The sequence below is a fragment of the Flavobacterium sp. WC2509 genome (assembly GCF_052683105.1).
Genome location: NZ_JBQZFG010000001.1, coordinates 3,387,635 through 3,411,822, shown reverse-complemented (window position 1 = coordinate 3,411,822; position 24,188 = coordinate 3,387,635). Strand labels below are relative to the sequence as shown.

At 32.2% G+C, this 24,188-nt stretch carries 20 protein-coding genes; 9 read left to right on the top strand and 11 right to left on the bottom strand.

Annotated features, from left to right (window positions below):
• Positions 1-26: 26 nt before the first annotated feature.
• Genes ACUN3A_RS14275 through ACUN3A_RS14260 form a run of 4 tightly spaced genes read left to right on the top strand, consistent with a single transcriptional unit; the run spans position 27 to position 4,072 of the window.
• Complete coding sequence (locus tag ACUN3A_RS14275) at positions 27-1,031, top strand: DHH family phosphoesterase (RefSeq protein ID WP_445551950.1); 1,005 nt, start codon at positions 27-29, stop codon at positions 1,029-1,031.
• Between the two features lie 6 nt (positions 1,032-1,037).
• On the top strand, positions 1,038-1,679 hold the full coding sequence (gene gldI / locus ACUN3A_RS14270) for a gliding motility-associated peptidyl-prolyl isomerase GldI (protein WP_445551949.1): 642 nt from the start codon (positions 1,038-1,040) through the stop codon (positions 1,677-1,679).
• 15 nt (positions 1,680-1,694) lie between these two features.
• The gene (locus ACUN3A_RS14265) at positions 1,695-2,819 is read left to right on the top strand and encodes a peptidylprolyl isomerase (RefSeq protein WP_445551948.1); all 1,125 of its coding nucleotides are present in this window, start codon (positions 1,695-1,697) and stop codon (positions 2,817-2,819) included.
• A gap of 32 nt (positions 2,820-2,851) precedes the next feature.
• A complete protein-coding gene (locus ACUN3A_RS14260; RefSeq protein WP_445551947.1) occupies positions 2,852-4,072 on the top strand; it encodes a peptidylprolyl isomerase in 1,221 nt (406 codons plus the stop codon).
• A 79-nt stretch (positions 4,073-4,151) separates the two neighbouring features.
• Here the strand turns inward: ACUN3A_RS14260 and ACUN3A_RS14255 are convergent, their stop codons facing one another.
• From ACUN3A_RS14255 to ACUN3A_RS14230, 6 genes are all read right to left on the bottom strand, one after another.
• Entirely contained in the window at positions 4,152-4,589 is a 438-nt protein-coding gene (locus ACUN3A_RS14255; protein ID WP_445551946.1) for a hypothetical protein, read from the bottom strand.
• 166 nt (positions 4,590-4,755) lie between these two features.
• Entirely contained in the window at positions 4,756-5,355 is a 600-nt protein-coding gene (locus tag ACUN3A_RS14250; RefSeq protein ID WP_445551945.1) for a GNAT family N-acetyltransferase, read from the bottom strand.
• A 177-nt stretch (positions 5,356-5,532) separates the two neighbouring features.
• On the bottom strand, positions 5,533-5,889 hold the full coding sequence (locus tag ACUN3A_RS14245) for a hypothetical protein (protein WP_445551944.1): 357 nt from the start codon (positions 5,887-5,889) through the stop codon (positions 5,533-5,535).
• Between the two features lie 88 nt (positions 5,890-5,977).
• Complete coding sequence (locus ACUN3A_RS14240) at positions 5,978-7,156, bottom strand: AIR synthase related protein (protein ID WP_445551943.1); 1,179 nt, start codon at positions 7,154-7,156, stop codon at positions 5,978-5,980.
• A 149-nt stretch (positions 7,157-7,305) separates the two neighbouring features.
• On the bottom strand, positions 7,306-8,190 hold the full coding sequence (locus ACUN3A_RS14235) for an OmpA family protein (protein ID WP_445551942.1): 885 nt from the start codon (positions 8,188-8,190) through the stop codon (positions 7,306-7,308).
• A gap of 134 nt (positions 8,191-8,324) precedes the next feature.
• Positions 8,325-10,514, bottom strand: a complete 2,190-nt coding sequence (locus ACUN3A_RS14230) for a glutamine synthetase III family protein (protein ID WP_445551941.1) — start codon at positions 10,512-10,514, stop codon at positions 8,325-8,327.
• Between the two features lie 385 nt (positions 10,515-10,899).
• Here ACUN3A_RS14230 and ACUN3A_RS14225 point away from each other — a divergent pair, with 385 nt between their 5' ends.
• Both ACUN3A_RS14225 and ACUN3A_RS14220 read left to right on the top strand, forming a co-directional pair.
• Positions 10,900-11,916 (top strand): glutamine synthetase beta-grasp domain-containing protein, encoded by a 1,017-nt coding sequence (locus ACUN3A_RS14225; RefSeq protein ID WP_445551940.1) that lies wholly within the window; start codon positions 10,900-10,902, stop codon positions 11,914-11,916.
• Positions 11,917-12,090: 174 nt separating this feature from the next.
• On the top strand, positions 12,091-13,050 hold the full coding sequence (locus ACUN3A_RS14220) for a TerC/Alx family metal homeostasis membrane protein (RefSeq protein ID WP_445551939.1): 960 nt from the start codon (positions 12,091-12,093) through the stop codon (positions 13,048-13,050).
• An 80-nt stretch (positions 13,051-13,130) separates the two neighbouring features.
• Here ACUN3A_RS14220 and ACUN3A_RS14215 read toward each other — a convergent pair whose 3' ends face one another.
• A complete protein-coding gene (locus ACUN3A_RS14215; RefSeq protein WP_445551938.1) occupies positions 13,131-13,655 on the bottom strand; it encodes a hypothetical protein in 525 nt (174 codons plus the stop codon).
• A 121-nt stretch (positions 13,656-13,776) separates the two neighbouring features.
• Positions 13,777-14,649, bottom strand: a complete 873-nt coding sequence (locus tag ACUN3A_RS14210) for an AraC family transcriptional regulator (RefSeq protein ID WP_445551937.1) — start codon at positions 14,647-14,649, stop codon at positions 13,777-13,779.
• Between the two features lie 187 nt (positions 14,650-14,836).
• Here ACUN3A_RS14210 and ACUN3A_RS14205 point away from each other — a divergent pair, with 187 nt between their 5' ends.
• Positions 14,837-15,238, top strand: a complete 402-nt coding sequence (locus ACUN3A_RS14205) for a DUF3244 domain-containing protein (RefSeq protein ID WP_445551936.1) — start codon at positions 14,837-14,839, stop codon at positions 15,236-15,238.
• Between the two features lie 139 nt (positions 15,239-15,377).
• Here ACUN3A_RS14205 and ACUN3A_RS14200 read toward each other — a convergent pair whose 3' ends face one another.
• Complete coding sequence (locus ACUN3A_RS14200; RefSeq protein WP_445551935.1) at positions 15,378-18,818, bottom strand: methylmalonyl-CoA mutase family protein; 3,441 nt, start codon at positions 18,816-18,818, stop codon at positions 15,378-15,380.
• Positions 18,819-19,136: 318 nt separating this feature from the next.
• On the opposite strand from ACUN3A_RS14200, the gene purU reads away from it, so the two are divergent.
• Positions 19,137-19,991: a formyltetrahydrofolate deformylase gene (gene purU, locus ACUN3A_RS14195; RefSeq protein ID WP_445551934.1), complete on the top strand. Its 855-nt coding sequence runs from the start codon at positions 19,137-19,139 to the stop codon at positions 19,989-19,991.
• A 176-nt stretch (positions 19,992-20,167) separates the two neighbouring features.
• Here the strand turns inward: purU and ACUN3A_RS14190 are convergent, their stop codons facing one another.
• Positions 20,168-21,964: a fasciclin domain-containing protein gene (locus tag ACUN3A_RS14190; protein WP_445551933.1), complete on the bottom strand. Its 1,797-nt coding sequence runs from the start codon at positions 21,962-21,964 to the stop codon at positions 20,168-20,170.
• Positions 21,965-22,435: 471 nt separating this feature from the next.
• Here ACUN3A_RS14190 and ACUN3A_RS14185 point away from each other — a divergent pair, with 471 nt between their 5' ends.
• Positions 22,436-23,158, top strand: a complete 723-nt coding sequence (locus ACUN3A_RS14185) for a DUF4197 domain-containing protein (protein WP_445551932.1) — start codon at positions 22,436-22,438, stop codon at positions 23,156-23,158.
• A 238-nt stretch (positions 23,159-23,396) separates the two neighbouring features.
• Here ACUN3A_RS14185 and ACUN3A_RS14180 read toward each other — a convergent pair whose 3' ends face one another.
• Entirely contained in the window at positions 23,397-24,182 is a 786-nt protein-coding gene (locus ACUN3A_RS14180) for an alpha/beta fold hydrolase (protein WP_445551931.1), read from the bottom strand.
• Between the last annotated feature and the right edge of the window lie 6 nt (positions 24,183-24,188).

The following is a 24,188-nucleotide window of genomic DNA, read 5'->3' as shown; positions in this document are numbered from 1 at the left end:
GTTTAAAAAATGTAATTTCGCAAACTATGAAAATACAAGACATACAAGCGATACAGTTGTTATTATCAACGCCAAAAAAGATTGCTATAATTCCACACCGTGGTCCAGACGGAGACGCTATGGGTTCGACATTAGCATTATATCATTTTTTATTAAAAAACAATCACTACCCAACAGTGGTTTCTCCTAATGATTATCCTGATTTTTTAGCTTGGATGCCAGGCTCAGAAACAGTAAAAATATTCGAAAAAGACAAAGAAAATTGCACCAAAATACTTGAAGAAGCTGAAGTGATTTTCACGTTAGATTTCAATGCATTGCATAGAGTTGGCGAAATGGAACAAACGTTAGAGAAACTTACGGCTCCGTTTATCATGATTGATCATCATCAAAAACCTGATGATTATGCAACCTACACCTATTCGAATGTTGCTTTTGGATCTACTTGCGAAATGATCTATAATTTTATTTCATTTTTGGATAAAAAACAAGATTTAGACAAAACGATAGCTACTTGTATTTACACGGGGATTTTGACGGATTCGGGTTCATTTCGTTTCCCAAAAACGACTGGAACAACACATAGAATTGTAGCCGATTTGATCGATCTTGGAGTAGAAAACACATTAATTCCTGCCTTATTATTTGATAATAGTTCGTATAGCCGTTTACAATTACTGGGACGCGCTTTGCAAAACTTAAAAGTGATGATGGAACACAAAACATCATATACTACATTGACGCAGGAGGAACTAAATAGCTTTAATTACATAAAAGGCGATACTGAAGGCATTGTTAATTATGGTCTGAGTATAAAAGGTATTGTATTTACAGCTATTTTTATCGAAAATAAAGAAGAAGGAATTATCAAAATTTCTTTCCGTTCCCAAGGCGATTTTGATGTAAATCAATTTGCAAGAGATCATTTTCAAGGGGGAGGTCACTGTAATGCTGCCGGAGGTAAATCAGAGATTTCTATGGAAGAAACCATTAGTAAATTTGAAAGTTTAATCCAAAATTTAAAAATATAGTAACCTATGAACTATCTTAAAGTATTACTTATTGTATTTTTTTCTGCTATTTTAGTAGCTAGCTGCAAGCAGACCCAAGAAGCAAGAAAACCTATTTCGCATTCATCGGGTAGTTTCATGAAGCAATCTATTGCTCGAAATAAAAAAATGATAGCAAAAGAAGAAGACCAGATTGCAGCTGTAATTAAAAGTGATACTACCAAAAAATACATTGCCTCTAAAAAAGGATATTGGTATTATTACGAATCCAGAAACTTAACAGATAGTCTGACTCCTAAAAAAGGAGATATTGCTCTTTTTGATTATGAAATAAAAGATTTAAACGGAAAAACCATTTATTCAAAAGAAGAATTAGAACGACAAATCTATAAAGTCGACAAACAGGATATCATGATGGGATTGAGAGATGGTATCAAATTAATGCGTAAAAAAGAAAAAGTACATTTTCTATTTACGTCGCACATGGGATACGGGTATCATGGAGACAATAACAAAATAGGAATTAATCAGCCTTTGTTTTGCACCGTAACACTTTATGATTTTATGCCTGAAACAGAATATAACAAACAAAATCAACCGGCTGCAATCGTAAAAGCAAACACTACGGTAAAACCTAAAGTCATTGTAAAAGACACGTTAACAAATTAATTAAAAGAATTCAGAATGAAAAAAAATGTTTTATTTCTATTATTAGTTATTACAACTTTAATTTCTTGTAAAAATGAATACGCGAATTTACCTGATGGTTTATACGCAGAAATAGAAACCAACAAAGGAACTATTCTACTGGAATTAGACTATAAAAAAGCACCAGTAACGGTTGCTAATTTCATAACATTGGCAGAGGGTGAAAACGAATTTATTGTAAATGACACCCTGAAAGGAAAACCTTTTTTTAATGGATTAAAATTTCATAGAGTAATAAAAGATTTTATGATTCAAACTGGTGATCCGCTGGGAAATGGATCTGGAGATACGGGTTACAAATTCAAAGATGAATTTTCAGATGTGAAATTTGACAAAGGAGGAATTTTAGCAATGGCAAATAATGGTGCAGGAACAAACAGCAGTCAATTTTTTATCACACATTTAGAAACGCCTTGGCTTGATGGTAAACATACAATTTTTGGACATGTAGTAGATTACAACCTGGAAGTAGTCAATAAAATTGAGCAGGATGATTTTATAAAAAGTGTAACTATTATTAGAAATGGTGAAGACGCAAAGAAATTTGATGCCAAAAAAACGTTTTATGATTATTTCAAAATAGAATCAGAAAATCAAAAACAAAAAATAGCGGCAGAGGCCGCTGCAAAAAAAGAATATGAAGCCAAATACAAAGCAGTTTGTGAGCAAAAAACAGCTGAACTTACAGCATTAAAAAGCAAAGCTATCAAAACTTCAACTGGGCTTAAATATGCAATTACTAAAAAAGGCAATGGCAAAAAACCTGCTATAGGATCTATTGTTTACATTCATTACGCTGGCTTTTTTGAAAATGGGACATTGTTTGATTCAAGCCTTGAAGATGTTTCTAAAACCTTCGGTAAATTTGACCCGGCAAGAGCAGCTGAACATCAATATATACCAATGGCTTTTCAAATAGGAAAAAAAGACGGTTTAATACCAGGTTTTATTGAAGGAATTGAAAAAATGGCAATTGGCGACAAAGCAACACTTTTCATTCCGTCACACCTTGCTTATGGAGAAGCTGGAGCAGGAGATGTTATCCCGCCAAATAGCAATATAATTTTCGAACTTGAATTATTGGAAAAAATGCCTAATTAATTTTAACCTAAAATATCTATAAACTTTAAAAAATGAAATCTAAAATCTTATTATTACTCTTCTTAGGAGTAATCAATTTACACGCACAAAGCACCAAAAAAGCAGTTCCAGCAAAAAAAACTGCTACTACTGCTACTAAATCTACAACAAAACCAGCGGCAAAACCAACTGTTCCTGTTGAAGGTATTTTTGCTACAATAGCAACCGCCAAAGGAAATATTACTATTCAATTATTCTATAAAGAAGCACCTATTACAGTAGCTAACTTTATAAGTCTTGCCGAAGGAAACAATCCATTTGTAACTGTTGAAAGATTAAAAGGAAAACCTTTTTTTGATGGTTTAAAATTCCACAGAGTTATCGCTGATTTCATGATTCAAGGAGGAGATCCTGATGGTAATGGTTCTGGAGGACCTGGTTATGCATTCAAAGATGAATTTAATAGTTCAAAATTTGACAAAGCTGGAATATTAGCAATGGCAAATTCTGGTCCTACTACTAACGGAAGTCAATTTTTTATTACCCATAAAGATACACCTTGGTTAACTGGAAAACACACTATTTTTGGTCAGGTAACACAAGGACAAAGTGTCGTAAATGCTATAGCTCAAAATGATGTTATGACCAAAATTACGATCACTAGAAAAGGAACTTTAGCTAAGAAATTTGATGCCGTAAAAGTATTCTCTGATTATTTCAACAACAAAGCAGAGGATCAAAAAAAGCAGGCATTAATAGATGCTGAAAACCAAAAAAAGCAAGCTGCAATTGATGCTGAAGCTAAAAAAGCGTACCTAGAAAAATACGCCCCGATTATTAAAGCAAAAACAGCTTATTTCGCAACCGAAAAAGCTAAAGCTACTACAACTCCATCGGGATTAGCTTATAGCGTAATAACAAAAGGAACAGGCATAAAACCTGCTGATGGTTCTACATTTTATTTTCACTATGCAGGTTATTTCGAAGATGGTACACTCTTTGACAGTAGCTATGAAGAAGTAAGCAAAGCTTATGGAAAATTTGATGCTAACAGAGCGGCACAAAATGGATACAAACCATTCCCTTTTGAAGCTGGAAAAAAAGAGGGTTTAATTCCAGGTTTTCTAGAAGCGGTAGCCACTATGTCTTATGGAGAGAAAATAATTGCATTTATTCCTTCTAATCTAGCTTATGGAGATAGAGGCGCAGGCGGTGTAATTCCACCAAATGCAAATTTAATTTTCGAATTAGAAATGTTTGAAAAACAACCATAATCTAATTTTTACATCTAAAAAAAGCCACGACATTTTATTATAAATATCGTGGCTTTTTTATGTGAAAAAAATATGAATTTTATTTTTTAAACTTCCATTCAAATTCGTCTTTGCTGTTGATTATTGCACCAATTTCAAATTTAACTACTTCATCAAATTCGGTTTGAAGTATAATCCAATTCTCTTCATTAAAGTAGTTTTCAAAAGTATCAAACTCTTCTTGAGTAAACTTTGTTATTCCTTTTGGAGCCAAATCTTTCTTAACATCAGCTATTTTTCTATTCATTATTTTGCTGCCAAATAATTCTAAATCTGAACTAGAAGCTACTAAATATCCTAATCTCAACTCTTCATCTTTATAAAAAGTCATACGGATCTTAAGATTATTATACACAAAAATCACGTTATCATCTTCGTCTTTATAATCTTTATTAGGTTTACCGTAAGCAGTTATAACATCATTTTGTTTCATTCCGAAAATGAGCTTGTCAATTCCGCTTTTAAGATTTATTTTCATTCTTTATTTTTTTATTTCTTTTGCATACAAAGGTATCCTTTTTTGAATCAATTGTATTTTTTACTTAAAACAATGTTTTAAACATATAAGACATATAAGTTTTTAGCTTAAAGTTCAAATTAGCAATTAATGAAGTTATTATACCTCCTTACTTTTGAGAAGTACTCTAAAGTTTTTTTCTCAAATTCTCTTTAACCTCATCAAACCATTCATTTTTTAAAATACTCAATATAATACTATCCCTGCGAACATCACTTCCCGAAGTTGGCATGTGGCTTCGCAGAACACCTTCAACTTTGCAGCCGATACTTTTCATGGCGGCAATACTTCGCTGATTATCATTATCGGCACGAAATTCTACACGTTCCATCCCAAGGGTTTCAAATGCAAATTGCAAAAGCAAAAATTTACAATGCTTATTAAGTCCAGTACCTCTAAAATCTTTTCCATACCAAGTATAGCCTAATTGAACTGTTTTGAAAGGCAAATTGATATCATAAAAACGAGTGCTTCCAGCATATTTACCTGTTTTTTTATCATAAACTATAAATGGGAATTCAATTTTATTTTCTCTCGCTTTTATCGCTAACTGAATATAATTTTCCAGATTTTCTTTTCCATTCGCACGAACTAAGGAGTAATACCAAGTTTCAGGTTCATTGAGGGAAATATCCAAAAGATTGTCAATATCTGTTAATTCTAAAGATCGCAGTAAAACTAATTCATCTTCGAGTATTATATTTTGAGGAAATTCCAATGTAGTCATTATTTTTTTTAGCTAATTTATAAAATTGATAAAAAACACAGAGCCTTTTATTTCAAAAATATCATTGATTTCTAATTCATCTTGCTTCGTCAGTTCGCTCTAGCAGAGGCAAAATAAAAACCCGCAATATAAACTTCTTTACATTGCGGGTTTCTAATATAGATTAATTCAAAAAAACTATTCATTCATTTCATCATAACGCACTGGAACTTGTGGGTCATATAATGGACATTTGAATTCATCCAAAGTATCGGCGAGAAGATTCATAGTTTTACCTTCAGTACCATAACAATCAATTTGTATGCTTTGCGGAGTTGTTTTGACTTGAAAAGCTCCTTTCCCTTTGGGATTTTGCCAACTGTTCTCATCCACTTTTTCCCAGCTTGAGAACACACTGTTAATTCTATTTAAAATAACATCGACAGGAAGTATTTCAAGACCTTCTACTTCTTGTTGTTCTACCAAAGCTTCATAAACCAAATGATGGTTTAGATAAATTCCTTCCTGATATTGCCAAAAAAGTAGTTCGTACATATTGAAAAAAAGTTTAATCGTTTAATTGTTTATTTGTTTAATCGATGATTGGCTAAACGTTTAAACGAATAAACGATTAAACAGTCCTTTAGTATTCGAAAGTACCGTATTCGCTGTTGATTGTTAATTTCTTCGCATCAGAAGCCTCTACTCTACCTACAATTTGCGCATCAACATTGAAAGATTTTGAAATAGCAATAATGTCCTGAGCAATCGCTTCTGGTACATATATTTCCATTCTGTGACCACAATTGAACACTTGATACATTTCTTTCCAATCAGTTTTTGACTGCTCTTGAATCAATTGAAACAAAGGCGGAACTGGAAATAAATTATCTTTTATGATATGCAAATTATTTACAAAATGTAAAATCTTGGTTTGAGCTCCTCCACTACAATGAACCATTCCGTGAATCTCTTGTGAAGTATATTTGTCTAAAATTTTCTTGATGATTGGCGCATACGTTCTTGTTGGGGAAAGTACAAGTTGTCCAGCATCGATTGGTGAATTTTCAACTGCATCAGTTAATTTTACCTGTCCAGAATAAATCAATTCATTAGGAACTGCAGCATCATAACTTTCTGGATATTTGTTCGCCAAATATTTCTCGAATACATCATGACGAGCCGAAGTTAATCCGTTACTTCCCATTCCACCATTATAGCTTTTCTCATAAGTTGCTTGACCAAAAGAAGCCAATCCAACGATAACATCGCCTGCTTTTATATTTGCATTATCAATTACTTTGGAACGTTTCATTCTAGCTGTTACAGTAGAATCTACGATGATGGTCCTTACTAAATCACCAACATCTGCCGTTTCTCCTCCTGTTGAGTGAATCGTTACTCCAAAAGAATCTAATTCTTTTATCAATTCTTCAGTTCCATTGATAATAGCAGATAAAACCTCACCTGGAATAACATTTTTGTTTCTTCCAATAGTAGATGAAAGTAAAATATTATCGGTAGCACCTACACACAATAAATCGTCAATATTCATGATTAAAGCATCTTGAGCGATACCTTTCCAAACCGAAATATCTCCGGTTTCTTTCCAGTACATATAAGCTAATGAAGATTTTGTACCAGCTCCATCAGCGTGCATTATAAGACAGTAATCTTCGTCCTGTGTCAAATAATCTGGGACAATTTTACAAAATGCTTGAGGAAATAAACCTTTGTCAATATTTTTAATGGCGTTATGCACATCTTCTTTGGATGCCGAAACACCGCGTTGTGCATATCTTTTTGAAGTATCTGAACTCATTTTTCTAGTTGTGTGTATGTTGGGCAAAGATAATTTTAATGTAACAATTATACAATTAAATTTCAATAGCAATATCAATGGGAATTTCAATGACAATATCAATGGGAATGGCAATCAGAAAATTCAAATTTTAAATCTTTATCTTTTTATTAATTAGCCATAATTTCAATCTCAACGCGACGGTTTGCTTCTCTTTCAGCTTCGTTTTTTTCAGGTAAAGGGTACAACGGTTTTGTACTGGCAAAACCAACAAAAGTCATTCGGCTTTTATCAATTCCATTAAATTCTAAAAATTTGTAAATAGCTTTGGCTCTTTGAGTACTGAGATCACGAAAGTCTTTTTGTACACAACAAATATGCCCTTGAATTTGTATTTTTAAATCTGGAACATTTTTCATCACCGTCAGCAATTCATACATTACTGATCTGGATTGTGGCATTATTGCAAAAGTATCAACAAAAAAATTCATGTTTTCTAACTTAAGTTTTTCACCAACATTAGCAACACTCACTTTTTTCATAAAAACGGTATCCATTTTTAAAGTAACAGCAGAACCATCGGGGTTTTCGTAGGTATAAGTATCTATAAATTTAATGTTTGACTTTTTCTTCTCTACAACTACTTCTTTCTTTTCGGATATTATTTTTTCTTCATTTACAAAATCTTTTGGAAGTATATAGTACAACGTAACTTTCCGATTTTCGGCTTTGATAGTAGATAAAGCATGTAGTTTACCAAAGCTTCTTGTTTTGAAATCTTCTCTAATTTTGACCTTCCCTTTTATAATATTGAATACATAATTAATTCTTTTTTTAGCCAAAGTATCATTGTATCCTACTGATCCTTCTTCATCACAAAAGCCGTAAACCCCAACCACTTTTACTTCCTTATTAACTGACAACCATTTATTCAGATTCAATAACTCTGTTTTTTGCAATACAAATTTGTCGCTATCAAAAAAGAAAGAAACTTGTTCTTGAGCAAAAGCAGAAGAAACTACAAAACCAAACAGTAATGCGATAAGGAATTTCATATTTTAGAGATTTATCATTCAAATTTACACTAAAAATTACAGTTTATAATTAGCAACAAAATGTAACAATCAAAAATTAAAAACAAAAACCGCTTCACAAGGAAACGGTTTTATCATTTTAAATGCAATAAACTTTATTTAGTCAAAAGCAATTCTCTGTATTTAGTCAAAGTCCATAATTCATTATCGACCAATAATTCCAATTTATCACAATGATTTCTAATGATTTCAAAATAAGGCTTTACATTATTGCAATACATTTCGGCCATTACCTGTGCATCGGTCAAATTATTTGCTTTCTTTCTTTCTTCAGTCATCTCTTCTACTTTAGAATTAATTCCTTCTATATGTCCCGAAATCTCTTTTATCAAAATAATTTGTTCTTTCGCAATAGATTCAAATTCTGAACCAAAAATGTCTTTCAAGCCTTTTACATTTTCAATCAAAGTATTCTGATAACGTATAGCTGTTGGAATAACATGGTTTTTAGAAATATCCCCTAATACTCTACTTTCAATTTGAATTTTCTTGGTGTATTCTTCTAATTCTATTTCATAACGGGCTTCTAATTCAACATGATTCATAATACCCATTTCTCCAAATAAATCAAAAGCTTGTTTTGAAGCTCTTGATTTCAATGCCTCTGGAGTAGTTTTAAAATTACTCAATCCTCTTTTTGCTGCCTCTTTTTGCCAAGCTTCACTATAACCATCACCTTCAAAAAGAATCTTTTTAGATTGTTTGATATATTCTCTTAATACATTAAAAATCGCATCGTCTTTTTTCATGTCTTTAGATTCTATCAAAACATCTACAGCAACTTTAAAATCCTTCAGTTGTTTGGCAACAATAGCATTTAATGTCGTCATTGCATTGGAACAATTTGCAGATGAGCCCACTGCTCTGAATTCGAATTTATTACCTGTAAAAGCAAATGGAGAAGTTCTGTTTCTATCTGTGTTATCCAAAAGAACATCTGGAATTTTACCCACAACATTAAGCTTTAAATCGGTTTTTTCTTCAGGAGATAATTTCCCTGTAGAAACACCTTCCAATTCGGCTAAAACCTTAGTTAACTGCTCACCTATAAAAACTGATATAATTGCTGGTGGCGCTTCATTAGCTCCTAGTCGGTGATCATTACTAGCTGTAGCAATAGCTCCTCTTAATAAAGCTTCATAATCATTAACCGCTTTGATTGTATTAATAAAGAAAGTCAAAAATTGCAAATTAGTCATAGGTGTTTTACTTGGACTTAACAAGTTTACCCCTGTATCCGTTGATAATGACCAGTTATTATGTTTTCCGGAACCGTTTACACCTTTAAAAGGTTTTTCATGAAACAATACTTTCAAATCATGACGTTCTGCTACTTTTTGCATAACATCCATCAATAGACAGTTATGATCTACCGCTAGATTTGCTTCTTCAAAAATAGGTGCAAATTCAAATTGATTTGGAGCCACCTCATTATGACGCGTTTTCACAGGAATCCCAAGCAACATACACTCTTGTTCCAAATCTCTCATATAGGTCAAAGCACGAGTTGGAATAGATCCAAAATAATGATCATCAAGCTGTTGTCCTTTAGCAGAAGTATGTCCTAATAAAGTTCTTCCTGTCATAATAAGATCTGGACGAGAATTTGCCAACGACTTATCAATCAGGAAATATTCTTGTTCCCAGCCTAAAGTAGCCGTTACTTTCTTTACATTCTTATCAAAATATTTACAAACCTCAGTAGCAGCTTCATCCATTGCAGATAAAGCCCTTAATAATGGAATTTTATTATCTAAAGCTTCGCCCGTATAGGAAATAAAAATAGTTGGAATACATAAAGTTGTTCCAAATATAAAAGCAGGAGACGTTGGATCCCAAGCTGTATAACCACGAGCTTCGAATGTATTTCGAATTCCGCCGTTTGGAAAACTGGATGCATCCGGCTCTTGCTGCACTAATTGAGCACCACCAAATTTTTCTAATGGATCGCTACCGTCATACGAAGTCTCAAAAAAAGCATCATGTTTTTCAGCCGTTGTTCCCGTTAATGGCTGAAACCAGTGAGTATAATGAGTAACTCCTTTAGCCAAAGCCCATTCCTTCATTCCCATGGCAATATAATCTGCCAGTTTTCTATCTATTTTATTTCCATATTGAACCGCACCCTGCACTGCTTTAAAAGCATCCGAAGTCAAATATTGCTTCATCGCTTTATCATTAAATACATTAGAACCAAAAAGTTCTGATTTTCTTCCTGATTCCTGAAAATCTATTAACTTTCTATTTGAAGCTTCTTTTAAAGCTTGAAAACGAATTGATGACATATCTTATATATTAAACATTAATATCCTTTGAATAAACATATGCAAATATAAATCATTCTATTCAACAAATAATTATTGCATCGAGTAGATAAATTACATTCAGCTTTAGATTAGACAGACTACTTTAAAAATGTATCAAAAGCATGATTTTTAAAAATATAGTACTAAAATTCTTAATTAAAAATTAATATTGAAAAAACATTGATTACGAATTTAATTATTATACCCCTCTAAAATTACAATTTTTCAAATATACACCTCGTAAAATGCAGTAATATCAAAAATTAAAAACACTCAAATAAAAACTACCCCCCAATTTTAGGACGTGAACAAATATTTTTATATTTGCAATCAGAAAAATCAAAAAAAAATAAATTATAATATTATGGCTAAAATTAAATTAGAATACCTTTGGTTAGATGGATACGAACCAACACAAAACTTAAGAAGTAAAACTAAAGTTGAAGAGCACGAAAACTTTCAAGGAACTTTAGCTGAAATCGAAAACTGGTCTTTTGATGGTTCATCAACTAAACAAGCTGAAGGTGGTTCATCTGACTGTTTATTAGTTCCTGTTGCAATTTACCCAGATCCAACTCGTATTAACGGATGGTTAGTAATGTCTGAAGTTATGTATGCTGATGGTACTCCACACCCTTCAAACGGTAGAGCTACTATTGATGATGACAATGACGATTTCTGGTTTGGTTTCGAACAAGAATACTTCATCATGGATACTAAAACATTATTACCTTTAGGATTCCCTGTTGGAGGTTACCCTGCTCCACAAGGTATGTACTACTGTTCAGTAGGTGGAAAAAACACACACGGAAGAAAATTAGTTGAAGAGCATGCAGATTTATGTATCGCTGCAGGACTTAACTTCGAAGGTATTAACCAAGAGGTTGCTTGCGGACAATGGGAATATCAATTATTCGCTAAAGGTGCTAAAAAAGCAGGTGATGAAATCTGGGTTTCTAGATATTTATTAGATCGTTTGACTGAAAAATATGGTTACTATATTGAATACCACCCAAAACCACTAGGTGATACAGACTGGAATGGTTCTGGAATGCACGCTAACTTCTCTAACGAAGTATTAAGAACATGTGGTTCTCAAGAAGTTTACGAAAAAATCTGTGAGGCTTTCCGTCCTGTAACTGCTGAGCACATTGCTGTTTATGGAGCTTACAACGACCAACGTTTGACTGGTAAACACGAAACTGCTTCTATCCATGATTTCTCTTACGGAGTTTCTGATAGAGGATGTTCAATCCGTATTCCTTTGATGACTGTTCAAAAAGGATGGAAAGGATGGTTGGAAGACAGAAGACCAGCTTCAAATGGAGATCCATACAAAATTGCTGCTAGAATTATCAAAACTGTAAAATCAGCTTTGTAATTATAACAAATATATTAAACTACAAAAAGTGCCTTTCTAACCGAAGGCACTTTTTTTTATACAATAGAATATCGTATTTTTAATCAAATTCAATTATGCCGATTATTTAACAATCACTATTTACAAGTTAAAAACAAATCTTACATTTGAATTAAACCAAAAATAAATCATACTATGACAGTTTGGATATTATTTATAGCACTAATTATCATTATACTAGCACTTGATTTAGGCGTTTTCAATAAAACACCGCACATCATTAGCACAAAAGAAGCTAGTAAATGGACAGCCATTTGGTTTACAGTTTCCTTACTTTTTTCAGGAGTTGTCTATTGGTTATACTCTACCGACTATGTATTAAACCCCAGTCAATTAAAACCATCTGTAGCAGCAATGAAATTCATTACCGGCTATTTAATAGAACTATCCTTAAGCATTGATAATATCTTTGTAATCGCATTGGTTTTCACTTCGTTTAATATCTCGAAAAAATACCAACACCGCGTTTTATTTTGGGGAATTTTGGGGGCTGTAGTTTTTAGAGGCTTAATGATTTTCTTTGGCGTTTTATTGATTAATAAATTCTCTTGGACAACTTATATTTTTGGCGGATTCTTATTATTCACGGCTTTAAAAATGCTATTTACCGCCGAAAAAGAAAAAGAATTTGACCCTAAAAAATCTATCATTTATAAAATCCTTGGAAAATTAATTCCAATCACACATCATACTGAAAAAGAACATTTTTTTATAAAAACCGAAAAAGGAAATGCTGCTACACCTTTATTTGTAGCGTTAATAGTTATTGAAGTAATGGATGTTGTTTTTGCAGTAGACAGTGTTCCTGCCATTTTAGCCATTACATCTGATCCTTTTTTAGTATTTAGTTCTAATATTTTCGCTATATTAGGGCTGCGTTCTTTGTATTTTTTCTTGGCCAATATGCTGGAAAAATTCAGTCATTTAGAATACAGTTTGATCGCTATTTTGAGCTTTGTAGGATTAAAAATGCTATTACATGATCACATAGAAATTCCAGAATGGGGCTCTCTTGGTTTCATAGCTATTTCACTGATTATTGGAGTTATAGTTTCTATAAAAATGGAAAACAAAACTAAGCAAAAAACAAAGTAATTCAGAACTATCATTTTTTACAAATAAAAAAAGCTGCCAAATAGAGATTTTGGCAGCTTTTTTTAATATTTAAAAATCAATTAATTTAAAACTTTCACTTTTGAATCATCAATATTATATGCCTTAATAACCGCATCATAATCTGAAAGATTTACTTTTTTAGCAGTAGATTTACCAGTCAAATCACCAGGTACAATAACAATTCTAAATGTCTGTCCGTTAATAAAACTTGGCGTTAACGCTAAATTATAGGTTCCACCAGCATAAATAGTGAAATCCTTTTTACTGAAATCAAAATCATAATCTAATTCTCCTTGACTTAAGTATAGTGTTCTTGGAATTGGTTGCCAAATTGGAGTCGCAGAATCGATTGTCCCCGCTAAACGATAAATTAAAATAACATCTCCATCGTATAATACAGGATCTAATTTTTGATAAATTATATACCCGTCAACATTATCAAGCGAGAAATTCACATTCCTAAGCTCAAAAACCTCGCTAATCAAGCCGTCTTGCCCTGGAGGCCCTACAGGTCCTTCCGGTCCTTCGCAACTAGAAAATACCATTAAACCAACAATCGCTAAAAGTGTAATTATTTTTTTCATCTTATTTATATTTTTAAGGTTTAATAAATGTATTACAAAAATCAAGCCAAAAATAATTATTTGATTAAACTTCAATCGAAATAGTTAAATTCTAATTCATAAAAATAGCTTTCTATGAATACTACTCAATAAGAGATTTTAATTCATGTCTATATTGCGAAGCACTTTTTCCTGTAAATGCCTTAAATGATTTATTAAAATGACTAAAATTATTAAATCCGCTTTCAAAACTAATTTCAGTAATACTTTTTGTGTTTTCCGCCAAAAGTTTTGAGGCATGAACCAAGCGATAATCATTTACAAAAGTGGTAAATGTTTTATTAGTTATTTTTTTAAAATACCTACAAAAAGAAGGTGTAGTCATACTCACCATATTTGAAACAGTATCAAGCTGAATAGGTTCTTGAAAGTTATCTTTTACATAGTTAAAAACAACATTAATCCTATCATTATCCTGCACTTGTAACTCCAACGCAAAACCATCTGCATTCAAAATGGTGTATTCATCACTTACCCCTAGGTCATTCAAAATCCTAATCATTCTTAATAATCGATCAAAATTAGACCGATTTTCCATCTCTTCTATTACAGGTGCAATCCTTTTTATAGTTTCTTTACCAAAAGCAATTCCTCCTTTTGCTTTCTTAAAAAGATGTTGAATGTTTTTTAGTTCCGGAACATTCAAAAAATCACTCCCTAAAAAATCAGCAGGCATTTGTATAACAATTTCATTTTTATTACCCGTTTGTTCGTTTGTAAATCCACAATGAGGCAAATTACTACCTATTAGTACCAAATCACCATCCGAGTAGTAAGATACATGACTTCCAATCTGCCTTTTTCCAGAACCTCCGTTTACAAAAACCAGTTCGATTTCAGGATGATAATGCCAGAGATCAGATTTACAATTCGACTTCTCAACATAATTTGAAAAAGTAAAAGAACTACCAAAAGTTGGCGTAATAAGTTCGAGTGTTGGATTTATTTTTTTCATATACGTCCATTTTAAAATACTACTCAAATTTACCACAAAACTGTCTTATATTATCAAAAATTAACATACAACGTTTTCGTAAAGTTAAAATAACATATAAATCAGAAAATCCTGTTGCGTTATGTAATCGATTACCCTTGTACATTTGTAATAGAAATTTAATTAATAAACTAAAAAAACAAAACATATGAAAACGATCTTAAAACTTAGTCTAGTAGTATTAGTTGCAATGACAACAATAAATACTTATGCAATCAATGGTGATTTTTTATTAAAAGTAATGAGAGGTAATGGCAAAGAAATTAGTTTTGCTGTAAATCAAATTCAAAAAATTAAGATAACTATCACAGATAAATTTAACAATGTTATCTATTCTGAATTAGCAACTGGAAAAGATGGTATTTTAAAGACATACAGCTTAGAAGAATTTCCTGAAGGAACTTATTTTTTGGAAGTAGAAACAAACTCTAAAAAAATAACACATGAAATTGTTGTTACAAGAGAATTTTCTACACTATCAAAAAAATCAATAGCTGAAGTGCAAAAAACTGATTTAAAAATTAAAAATCAAAATGTAGCTAATAACTAGGACTCTTTTTGCCCTTAATTAAAAATATAAGAAACAGCTTCAAATTGAAGCTGTTTCTTTTTATACAAAAAACACATTTAATAAACAGTTCAGTTTACTAAATGTGTTTTAATCAATTATGAAAATCTAACTTAAAAAACTACATATTTCGTCTATACTGTCCTCCTACTTCAAACAAAGCCTCCGTAATTTGTCCTAATGAACAAACTTTTGTTGCTTCCATCAAATGTTCAAATAAATTATCACCTTTGATTGCTGCTTCCTGAAGTGTGCATAAATGCTCTTTTACCAAATCGGCATGACATTGATGCAAATTATCCAACATCGTAATTTGGTATTGCTTTTCTTCCTCGGTTGCACGAATTACTTCTGCTGGAATTACTGTTGGAGAACCTTTAGAACTCAAGAATGTATTTACGCCTACAATCGGAAATTCACCAGTATGTTTCAATGTTTCATAATACAGACTTTCTTCTTGAATTTTAGAGCGTTGATACATTGTTTCCATTGCACCAAGTACTCCTCCTCGATCTGTAATACGATCAAATTCCTGTAAAACAGCTGCTTCAACCAAGTCTGTCAATTCTTCAATAATGAACGAACCTTGAATTGGGTTTTCATTTTTGGCCAATCCTAATTCTTTATTAATAATCAACTGAATAGCCATTGCCCTACGAACCGATTCTTCTGTTGGCGTTGTAATTGCTTCATCATACGCATTGGTATGCAATGAGTTACAGTTGTCATAAATTGCATATAAAGCTTGTAAAGTCGTACGAATATCATTGAAATCAATTTCTTGCGCATGTAAAGAACGTCCCGAAGTTTGAATGTGATATTTCAGCATCTGCGCTCTTTCGTTGGCTCCGTATTTATTTTTCATGGCTTTCGCCCAAATTTTTCTAGCAACACGGCCAATTACTGCATATTCAGGATCGACACCATTTGAGAAAAAGAACGACAAATTAGGTCCAAAATCGTTGATATCCATTTCGCGACTCAAATAATATTCTACATAAGTAAAACCATTAGAAAGCGTGAAAGCCAACTGCGTGATTGGATTGGCCCCAGCCTCAGCAATATGATAACCCGAAATAGATACTGAATAAAAATTTCTAACATTTTTAGCAATAAAATATTCCTGAACATCCCCCATCAATCGCAATGCAAATTCAGTAGAAAAAATACAAGTATTTTGAGCTTGATCTTCCTTTAAAATATCGGCCTGAACCGTTCCTCTAACTTTTTTAAGTGTTTTGGCTTTTATCTTATCATATACTTCCGAAGGTAACACCTGATCACCAGTCACTCCTAACAGAAACAATCCTAAACCATTATTCCCTTCCGGCAAATCGCCTTGGTAATGTGGTCTTTCAACTCCTTTTTGTTGGTAAATTTTATTGATTTTATCCGTAATCTCATCTCCAAGATCATTCTCTTTTATATAATGCTCACACTGCTGATCAATAGCTGCATTCATAAAGAATCCAAGCAACATAGGTGCTGGTCCGTTAATAGTCATACTCACTGATGTCATAGCATGCACTAAATCAAAACCTGAATATAATTTTTTAGCATCATCCAAACAGCATATTGAAACTCCAGCATTTCCGATTTTTCCATAAATATCTGGTCGGATATGAGGATCGTTACCATATAAAGTAACACTATCAAAAGCAGTAGAAAGTCTCTTCGCTGGTAATCCCGTACTTACATAATGAAAACGTTTGTTTGTTCTTTCGGGACCTCCCTCTCCAGCAAACATACGCGACGGATCTTCTCCTTCACGCTTAAACGGATACAAACCAGAAGTAAAAGGGAATTCTCCTGGAACATTCTCCTGTAAACACCAACGCAAAATATCCCCCCATGCTTTGTATTTAGGCATTGCTATTTTTGGAATTTGAGAATGCGATAATGACTCCGTATGTGTATCCATTTTTATTTCTTTGTCACGAACTTTAAAAGTGTAAATTGGATTTTTATATAAGCTGACTTTTTCATCCCAATTCAAAATCATTTCCCAATTGTAAGGATCCAAATCCATTTTTACTTTATCGAATTCGTTCAATAAAAGATTTAGAAAGATTCTATTGTCATCATGTTCAACCAAAGCACTTGGAAGCACTGAACTATCATCAATCCCAGCTTTATTGATTACGGGAACTTTTCCAGAAACACTTTCCAGCGTTTTAAAAATTCCATATAATTTTTGAGCCACTTGCTCCTGACTCAAAGCAATGGTATCGTATTTTCTGTTATTTTCGGCAATTTCAGATAAGTAACGCGTTCTGTGAGGCGGAATCACATAGATTTTCTCGCTCATTTCACGGGTAATTTCAAAAGTTGATTTTAAATCCGCATCGGTTTTCTCAACTATTGTATCCATGATAGATTTATACAAAGTATTCATCCCTGGATCATTAAATTGAGATGCAATAGTTCCATAAACTGGCATCGCATCAGGATTTACATCCCAAAGATTATGATTACGCTGATATTGTTTTTTCACATCACGAATAGCATCCAAAGCACCGCGTTTATCGAATTTATTCAAAGCTACTAAATCGGCAAAATCAAGCATATCTATTTTTTCTAATTGAGTCGCCGCACCAAATTCGGGTGTCATTACATATAGAGAAACATCAGAATGATCCATAATTTCCGTATCGGATTGCCCGATACCCGAAGTTTCCAAAATTATAATATCGTATTTCGCCGCTTTTAAAACTTCAATAGCTTCGGCTACATATTTTGACAATGCCAAATTGGATTGGCGTGTTGCCAAAGAACGCATATAAACTCTAGGATTATTAATCGCATTCATACGAATTCTATCTCCTAATAATGCTCCTCCCGTTTTACGCTTTGAAGGATCGACAGAAATTAATCCAATAGTTTTTTCTGGAAAATCTATTAAAAAACGACGTACCAATTCATCTACTAATGATGATTTTCCAGCACCACCAGTTCCTGTAATTCCAAGAACTGGAATCTTTGATGTTTTATTTTTTTCGTGAATTACATCAAAGAAAGGTTTCGCTATTTCAGGAAAATTCTCTGCAGATGAAATTAAGCGGGCAATAGCAGTTGGTGTTTTATTTTCGATTAAATCCAACTCATTGGTTAGTTTATTCCCTATTGGAAAATCAGAACGTTCAACTAAATCATTGATCATTCCCTGTAATCCCATCGCGCGCCCATCATCCGGAGCATAAATTCTGGTAATTCCGTAGTCTTGTAATTCGGTTATTTCCGATGGGAGGATTACACCTCCGCCTCCGCCAAAAATTTTGATATGACTAGCTCCCTTTTCTTGAAGCAAATCATACATATATCTAAAATACTCATTGTGCCCACCTTGATAGGAAGTCATGGCAATAGCATTAGCATCTTCTTGAATAGCAGTATTGACTACTTCTTCTACACTTCGGTCATGACCCAGATGAATTACTTCAACTCCTGTGGACTGAATAATTCTTCTCATTATATTTATTGCAGCATCATGCCCATCAAAGAGGGATGCAGCAGTTACAATTCGGACTTTATTTACGGGTATGTAAGGTTTAACTAATTCCATTTTGCGAATATGATAATTTAAAGATGCAATTTACATAAATTTTAAAATAAAAATCATTAAAAACAATGCAAAATAAAAAATATGACAACATTGTTTTTTATTAAGATTAAAGAAGCTTTATTTTCATAAAAAATTGGTATTTTCGAACTTTAGCCCCGATGGAAACGAAAAGCCCGGAATGGATAAAAATAGTTTTTCTTGCTCCAAAAAAGCGACCAACGGAAGCTGTTTTGGAGCTTAGAAAAACAGTTTTATACATGAGGACTTGTAGTGTACAGCGGGAACAGCTCCTAATTATTTTTAGAAAATTTAAAACAAATGCAAAGAATAACTATACTTATCCATTGTGAAGATAAAAAAGCAATTATTGCCTCGGTAACTAATTATATAGCTTCGATTAATGGAAACATCATATACCTCGATCAACATGTTGACGCAGATGAAAATGTATTTTTTATGCGATTAGAATGTGATTTTAGTGATGATAATTGGAATTTTGAGTCGATTAAAAGTCGCTTTCAAGACAATCTTGCCACTCCTTTTGATATGACTTGGGCAATGTATCCTCAAAATCAAAAGCCGAAAATGGCTTTGTTTATTTCTAAATATGATCACTGTTTATATGATATTTTGGGTCGTTATTGCGCTGGTGAATTACCGCTTGAAATCCCTTTAATTATAAGTAATCACGATGATTTAAAACCAATAGCAGAGCGTTTTAACATTCCATTTTTCCATGTTCCTTTTACAAAAGACAACAAAGAAGAGGGGGAAAAAGCACAACTTGAATTATTAAAAAAATTCAATATTGACTTTATCGTTTTAGCTCGTTATATGCAAATAATTACCCCAAATCTGATTGAACTTTACAAAAACAAAATCATTAATATTCACCATTCATTTCTTCCAGCCTTTCCTGGAGCGAAACCATATCATTCGGCTTTTAAGCGTGGTGTAAAAATCATTGGTGCCACGAGTCACTATGTTACTGAAGAATTAGACGAAGGTCCAATTATTGAACAAGATATTTCGAGAGTTTCCCACAGTCATTCTATAGAAGATTTTATCATGAAAGGGCGCGACTTAGAACGAATCGTACTTGCGAGAGCTATAAAATTACATGCCGAACGAAAAACAATGGTATATAATAACAAAACGGTTGTATTTTCTTAATACAACCGTTTTTGTTATTTTAATAAATCTCTAAAAACTATTTCAAAGGATATAGCCAAATATTTCTCATTGGACATTTAATTTATAAACAATCCCTTTCCTTTTTTATAAAAAAGAAAGGGATTTGTTTTTACTTTGAATTAGTCACTTTTTATTTTAGTGTCACTTTTAAAATTTTAATAACCAGAATTACCGTTATCCCCTTTAGTAGCCTCTGATCTTTGAATTAAACCATCACCATTAAGATCATTACCACTTGGAAGACCAGTTTTAATACCTTTTAGAAATTTTGGCCATATTTGATCCATATCTACAGGACGAAATTCTACCAAATCCCATCTGTCTCCAGCATCTGCACTACAACCAGTACAAGCGTCTGTTGTGAACTTAATTAAATGCCTTCCAGTTGTTGTTACTTCTACAATACCTACAAGTCTAGAATTAAGATTGTCACTTTGAACATGTGGAAAAATATAACGTTTGTAACCTTGCGACTCTAATACTTTATCATTCACGCCTGATCCTGCAGTAGCTGGATTATTTGGAAATTCCTGCCCATTCATAATTCTAGAGGTTTGTATACCATCAAAAAACACCTTTGTATTTGTAGAAGCTTTAGCGTTTTGACGATAAGAAACCCATACTTTGTAACGACCTTTAATAATTACAGGTGTCTTTAATTCAATATCATTATTACCATTACTACTACCACTAGCATTTTGAAGACGAAAACGAAAAATATTAAAAAGATCCCCATTAACTGCTGCAGGCCATGGTTGCCAATTAATTGATCCTTGTCCTACCCAGGTTATACCACTAAGTGCTCCATTATTTCCGAAACCAAAAGTCACTCCAGCTGTTTTTCTGTAATTAGCAACATTCGCAGCGAATTCAGGTTGATCACATATATCAAAATAAACTGGTGCTGCAACACGTTTTTTAATAGTGAAATGTCCATCCACATAATGCAATACTCCATTAGAACAAGTTACATTGCTTAGATCTCGTATTATTGCAACACCTTGTTCTTGTACCCCATTAAAAATATCATGATTCAACAAAATAGACTGCTTATCTAACTGAGAACTAATCACTTCAAGTGGTGCCTTAGTTAAAAAGGTAGGAGTTGTTGCCATATCACTTAAATAATTTAAATTAGGCAACACATGATATTGAACAAATAGATTCAAACTATCCGCTGGATTCATTGGATCAGTTCCTTTACTATATCTGTTTTTTAAATCCTGTAAAGAACTAAAACCTGCTTTAGTGAAAACATCATTACTTTGTGCTAAAACAGTTAAAAAACTACCAACCTTATTAGCATCATAAGTAATAGGAAGGTCTAACTTATCATACCATCCAGTAGCTTTTAAAACTTCGGTAAATAAAGAAAGATTTTTATCTGCTTCAATGGTCTTTGCTAGTGTTTTATTAGCAACTCGCAACACTTTATCAATAGCATGAATGATACCATTTCCAGCTAAAATGTTAGAAACTACAATATTTGATGTTTTATTAACTGTTATACTTGAAACACCATTGATGTTCGCTGCTCCAGTTATTAAATATTGACCATAAAGAGTAGGCGTAGTAATTTTACCATCAGTAAAAGCTGTTGTAGATATTGTCTTATCTATAATATGTATTTTAACGATATCTTTCAAATCTTCTAATGGCACTTCTTTTACTGAACTAACACCTAAATCAGCTAAATACTGTTTAACAGCATCATTGGTTGGAAGAAATAAAGTATATGTCCCGTAGGTATTCATAAATGAAGCGTAATCTGTAATATCAAGAATTTCTAAAAACAAAGAATATTCTGGATTTGCTCTTAAATATTCAGTAATATTAGGAGTTTTATCTGTACCTTCTTTTATCTGTTGCTCTGAACAGCTCTGAAACACCAGAACAATCAAAAACACTAAAGTAAATCGCAAGAGGCTTGGTAATTTTAATAATCTTTTCATGTTTTATTATTTTTTATTTATAAAATGGATTTTGTAATTATACTTTTTTAATATTAGATCATAGACATTAAAACGAAAAAGCTTTTTTATTTTCTTAGACTCTATACATATTATTCCCCAACAAATTGCCTAATGAGTTAGAACTGTTACTTAAAAAACTTTCAAACCTAAATCCAGCACCAAGTCAATTACTATTCTCAGACAATGATTAATCACTTTCATTTTATTCTTTTTTAAGATTTAAACATGTTGTAATATTTTAACACAATAACACCATTAAATAAAATAAAAAAATTACATAATTTTAATATAAAATTATTAACTGTTAAATATATAATAAATATACAAAATAAAAACATAATTAACAAAAAAACAAATCATATTTTCATTTATTAATTTTATACTAAAACACAAAAAAGATATCCTATGGTACATTATGTTTATTTATTTTTGAAAAAAAATAGAAACAAAATGAAAAAAGCCCTACTCCTATTCCTTATTTTACCAGCGATTAGCAATGCCCAATTCAAAGACATATTAGCAAAAGCAACCGAAAAAATAAATGCAGTTACAAAATCCAACAATACGATAGATATTACTGCTGGATTAAAAGAAGCCTTAAACAAAGGAGTTACTCAACAAGTATCAAAATTAACTGCGACCGATGGTTTTTATAAAAATGAAGCCGTAAAGATTTTAATGCCCGAAGAATTAACCAAAGTAGACAAAACTTTACGTAAAATAGGAATGTCAAAATTAGCGGATGAAGGTATTCTTGCTCTAAATAGAGCTGCCGAAGACGCAGTAAAAGAAGCTACACCAATATTTGTATCAGCCATCAAAAACATAACTATAACTGATGCCAAAGGTATCTTACTAGGAAAAGAAAATGCTGCAACGGTTTATTTGCAATCAGCTACTACAACTTCGCTTTATGCTAAATTTAATCCCGTGGTGCAACAGTCAATTGGTAAAGTTGGAGCCGATGTGATTTGGACAAAAATAATCAAACAATACAATACTATACCGCTTGTAACCAAAGTAAATCCTGACCTTACAGATTATGTAACCAACAAAGCATTAGATGGTGTTTTTAAAATGATTACTGTGGAAGAAAAAAATATTAGAACCGACATCAATGCTAGAACTTCAGATGTTTTAAAGAAAGTTTTTGCTTTGCAGGATAAAAAATAAAACACGAAAAAATCAATTGGTTATACATTTAAAACCGTGAAAATTTTGATATGTTAAATTAAATTTCAAAACTTAACTTTTTAAGAATAACTAATAACAATTCCTTAACAGCATAACATCTACATTATACTGATCTTTGTAGTGTAATAAACTGGTTATTTATTATTTTGGTTTTGGTTAGTTATAAAATTGCCTGCATCTATATGACGCAGGCATTTTTTGTTTTGGGATGTATTGATTATTTTGCGGTATGTATAAAAGATAAAACAGCTTTATTAAAAGCGTTAGGCTGTTCTACATTTACTACATGACCACAATTTTCGATTACGAATAATTGAGATGATTTATAATGACTTTCTACCACTTTACGAACTGATGGCAGAAACATATAATCTTCTTCTCCCATTATATAAAGTGTAGGAATATTTAATTCTACTTGCCTAAACCACTTTAGCACAGGATTAATTTCAGCTGTGAGCTTAAACCATTTGATAAATTCCTTTTGGTACAATTTTTTAGCTTCATTAATAAAAAGCGATCTAGATTGTTTGTGACTTTTTTTAGGCATAATCACAAAAGCAAAAAACTTGTATAAAACCAAATATGGCAGCACATATTTAAAAGTATTTCCCAAACGCATTAAAATTTGCGAACGAAAATTCATTTTTAAAATGGCTCCCCCAAGAATCATACTTTGCACTCTATTAGGATACATTTCAGCTAACTGTCTAATAAGTATAGTTCCTAATGAAATTCCAACAAAGTGTGATTTTTCTATTTTTAGATGATCCAAAACTTCCAGAATATCATTAGCCAAAGCCGAAAAAGTATATTTCTGTTTGAAAGCAGTTTTCAATGTAGTTTTAGATTCCCCATGACCTCTTAAATCCAACAACAAAATATTGTAGCTTTTTTTAAAATCACGAATTTGCTTGAACCAAATAGAGGAACTTCCTCCAGCACCATGAACAAAAGTTACCCATTGATTGCTGTTTTCGTTCTTATATATTGTATAATTAATCACTTAGCT

Bases quoted from the DNA above. Each gene is read 5' to 3' on its own strand.
- ACUN3A_RS14275 (WP_445551950.1), top strand. From the start codon at position 27: ATGAAAATACAAGACATACAAGCGATACAGTTGTTATTATCAACGCCA.
- gldI (WP_445551949.1), top strand. From the start codon at position 1,038: ATGAACTATCTTAAAGTATTACTTATTGTATTTTTTTCTGCTATTTTA.
- ACUN3A_RS14265 (WP_445551948.1), top strand. From the start codon at position 1,695: ATGAAAAAAAATGTTTTATTTCTATTATTAGTTATTACAACTTTAATT.
- ACUN3A_RS14260 (WP_445551947.1), top strand. From the start codon at position 2,852: ATGAAATCTAAAATCTTATTATTACTCTTCTTAGGAGTAATCAATTTA.
- ACUN3A_RS14255 (WP_445551946.1), bottom strand. From the start codon at position 4,589: ATGAAAATAAATCTTAAAAGCGGAATTGACAAGCTCATTTTCGGAATG.
- ACUN3A_RS14250 (WP_445551945.1), bottom strand. From the start codon at position 5,355: ATGACTACATTGGAATTTCCTCAAAATATAATACTCGAAGATGAATTA.
- ACUN3A_RS14245 (WP_445551944.1), bottom strand. From the start codon at position 5,889: ATGTACGAACTACTTTTTTGGCAATATCAGGAAGGAATTTATCTAAAC.
- ACUN3A_RS14240 (WP_445551943.1), bottom strand. From the start codon at position 7,156: ATGAGTTCAGATACTTCAAAAAGATATGCACAACGCGGTGTTTCGGCA.
- ACUN3A_RS14235 (WP_445551942.1), bottom strand. From the start codon at position 8,190: ATGAAATTCCTTATCGCATTACTGTTTGGTTTTGTAGTTTCTTCTGCT.
- ACUN3A_RS14230 (WP_445551941.1), bottom strand. From the start codon at position 10,514: ATGTCATCAATTCGTTTTCAAGCTTTAAAAGAAGCTTCAAATAGAAAG.
- ACUN3A_RS14225 (WP_445551940.1), top strand. From the start codon at position 10,900: ATGGCTAAAATTAAATTAGAATACCTTTGGTTAGATGGATACGAACCA.
- ACUN3A_RS14220 (WP_445551939.1), top strand. From the start codon at position 12,091: ATGACAGTTTGGATATTATTTATAGCACTAATTATCATTATACTAGCA.
- ACUN3A_RS14215 (WP_445551938.1), bottom strand. From the start codon at position 13,655: ATGAAAAAAATAATTACACTTTTAGCGATTGTTGGTTTAATGGTATTT.
- ACUN3A_RS14210 (WP_445551937.1), bottom strand. From the start codon at position 14,649: ATGAAAAAAATAAATCCAACACTCGAACTTATTACGCCAACTTTTGGT.
- ACUN3A_RS14205 (WP_445551936.1), top strand. From the start codon at position 14,837: ATGAAAACGATCTTAAAACTTAGTCTAGTAGTATTAGTTGCAATGACA.
- ACUN3A_RS14200 (WP_445551935.1), bottom strand. From the start codon at position 18,818: ATGGAATTAGTTAAACCTTACATACCCGTAAATAAAGTCCGAATTGTA.
- purU (WP_445551934.1), top strand. From the start codon at position 19,137: ATGCAAAGAATAACTATACTTATCCATTGTGAAGATAAAAAAGCAATT.
- ACUN3A_RS14190 (WP_445551933.1), bottom strand. From the start codon at position 21,964: ATGAAAAGATTATTAAAATTACCAAGCCTCTTGCGATTTACTTTAGTG.
- ACUN3A_RS14185 (WP_445551932.1), top strand. From the start codon at position 22,436: ATGAAAAAAGCCCTACTCCTATTCCTTATTTTACCAGCGATTAGCAAT.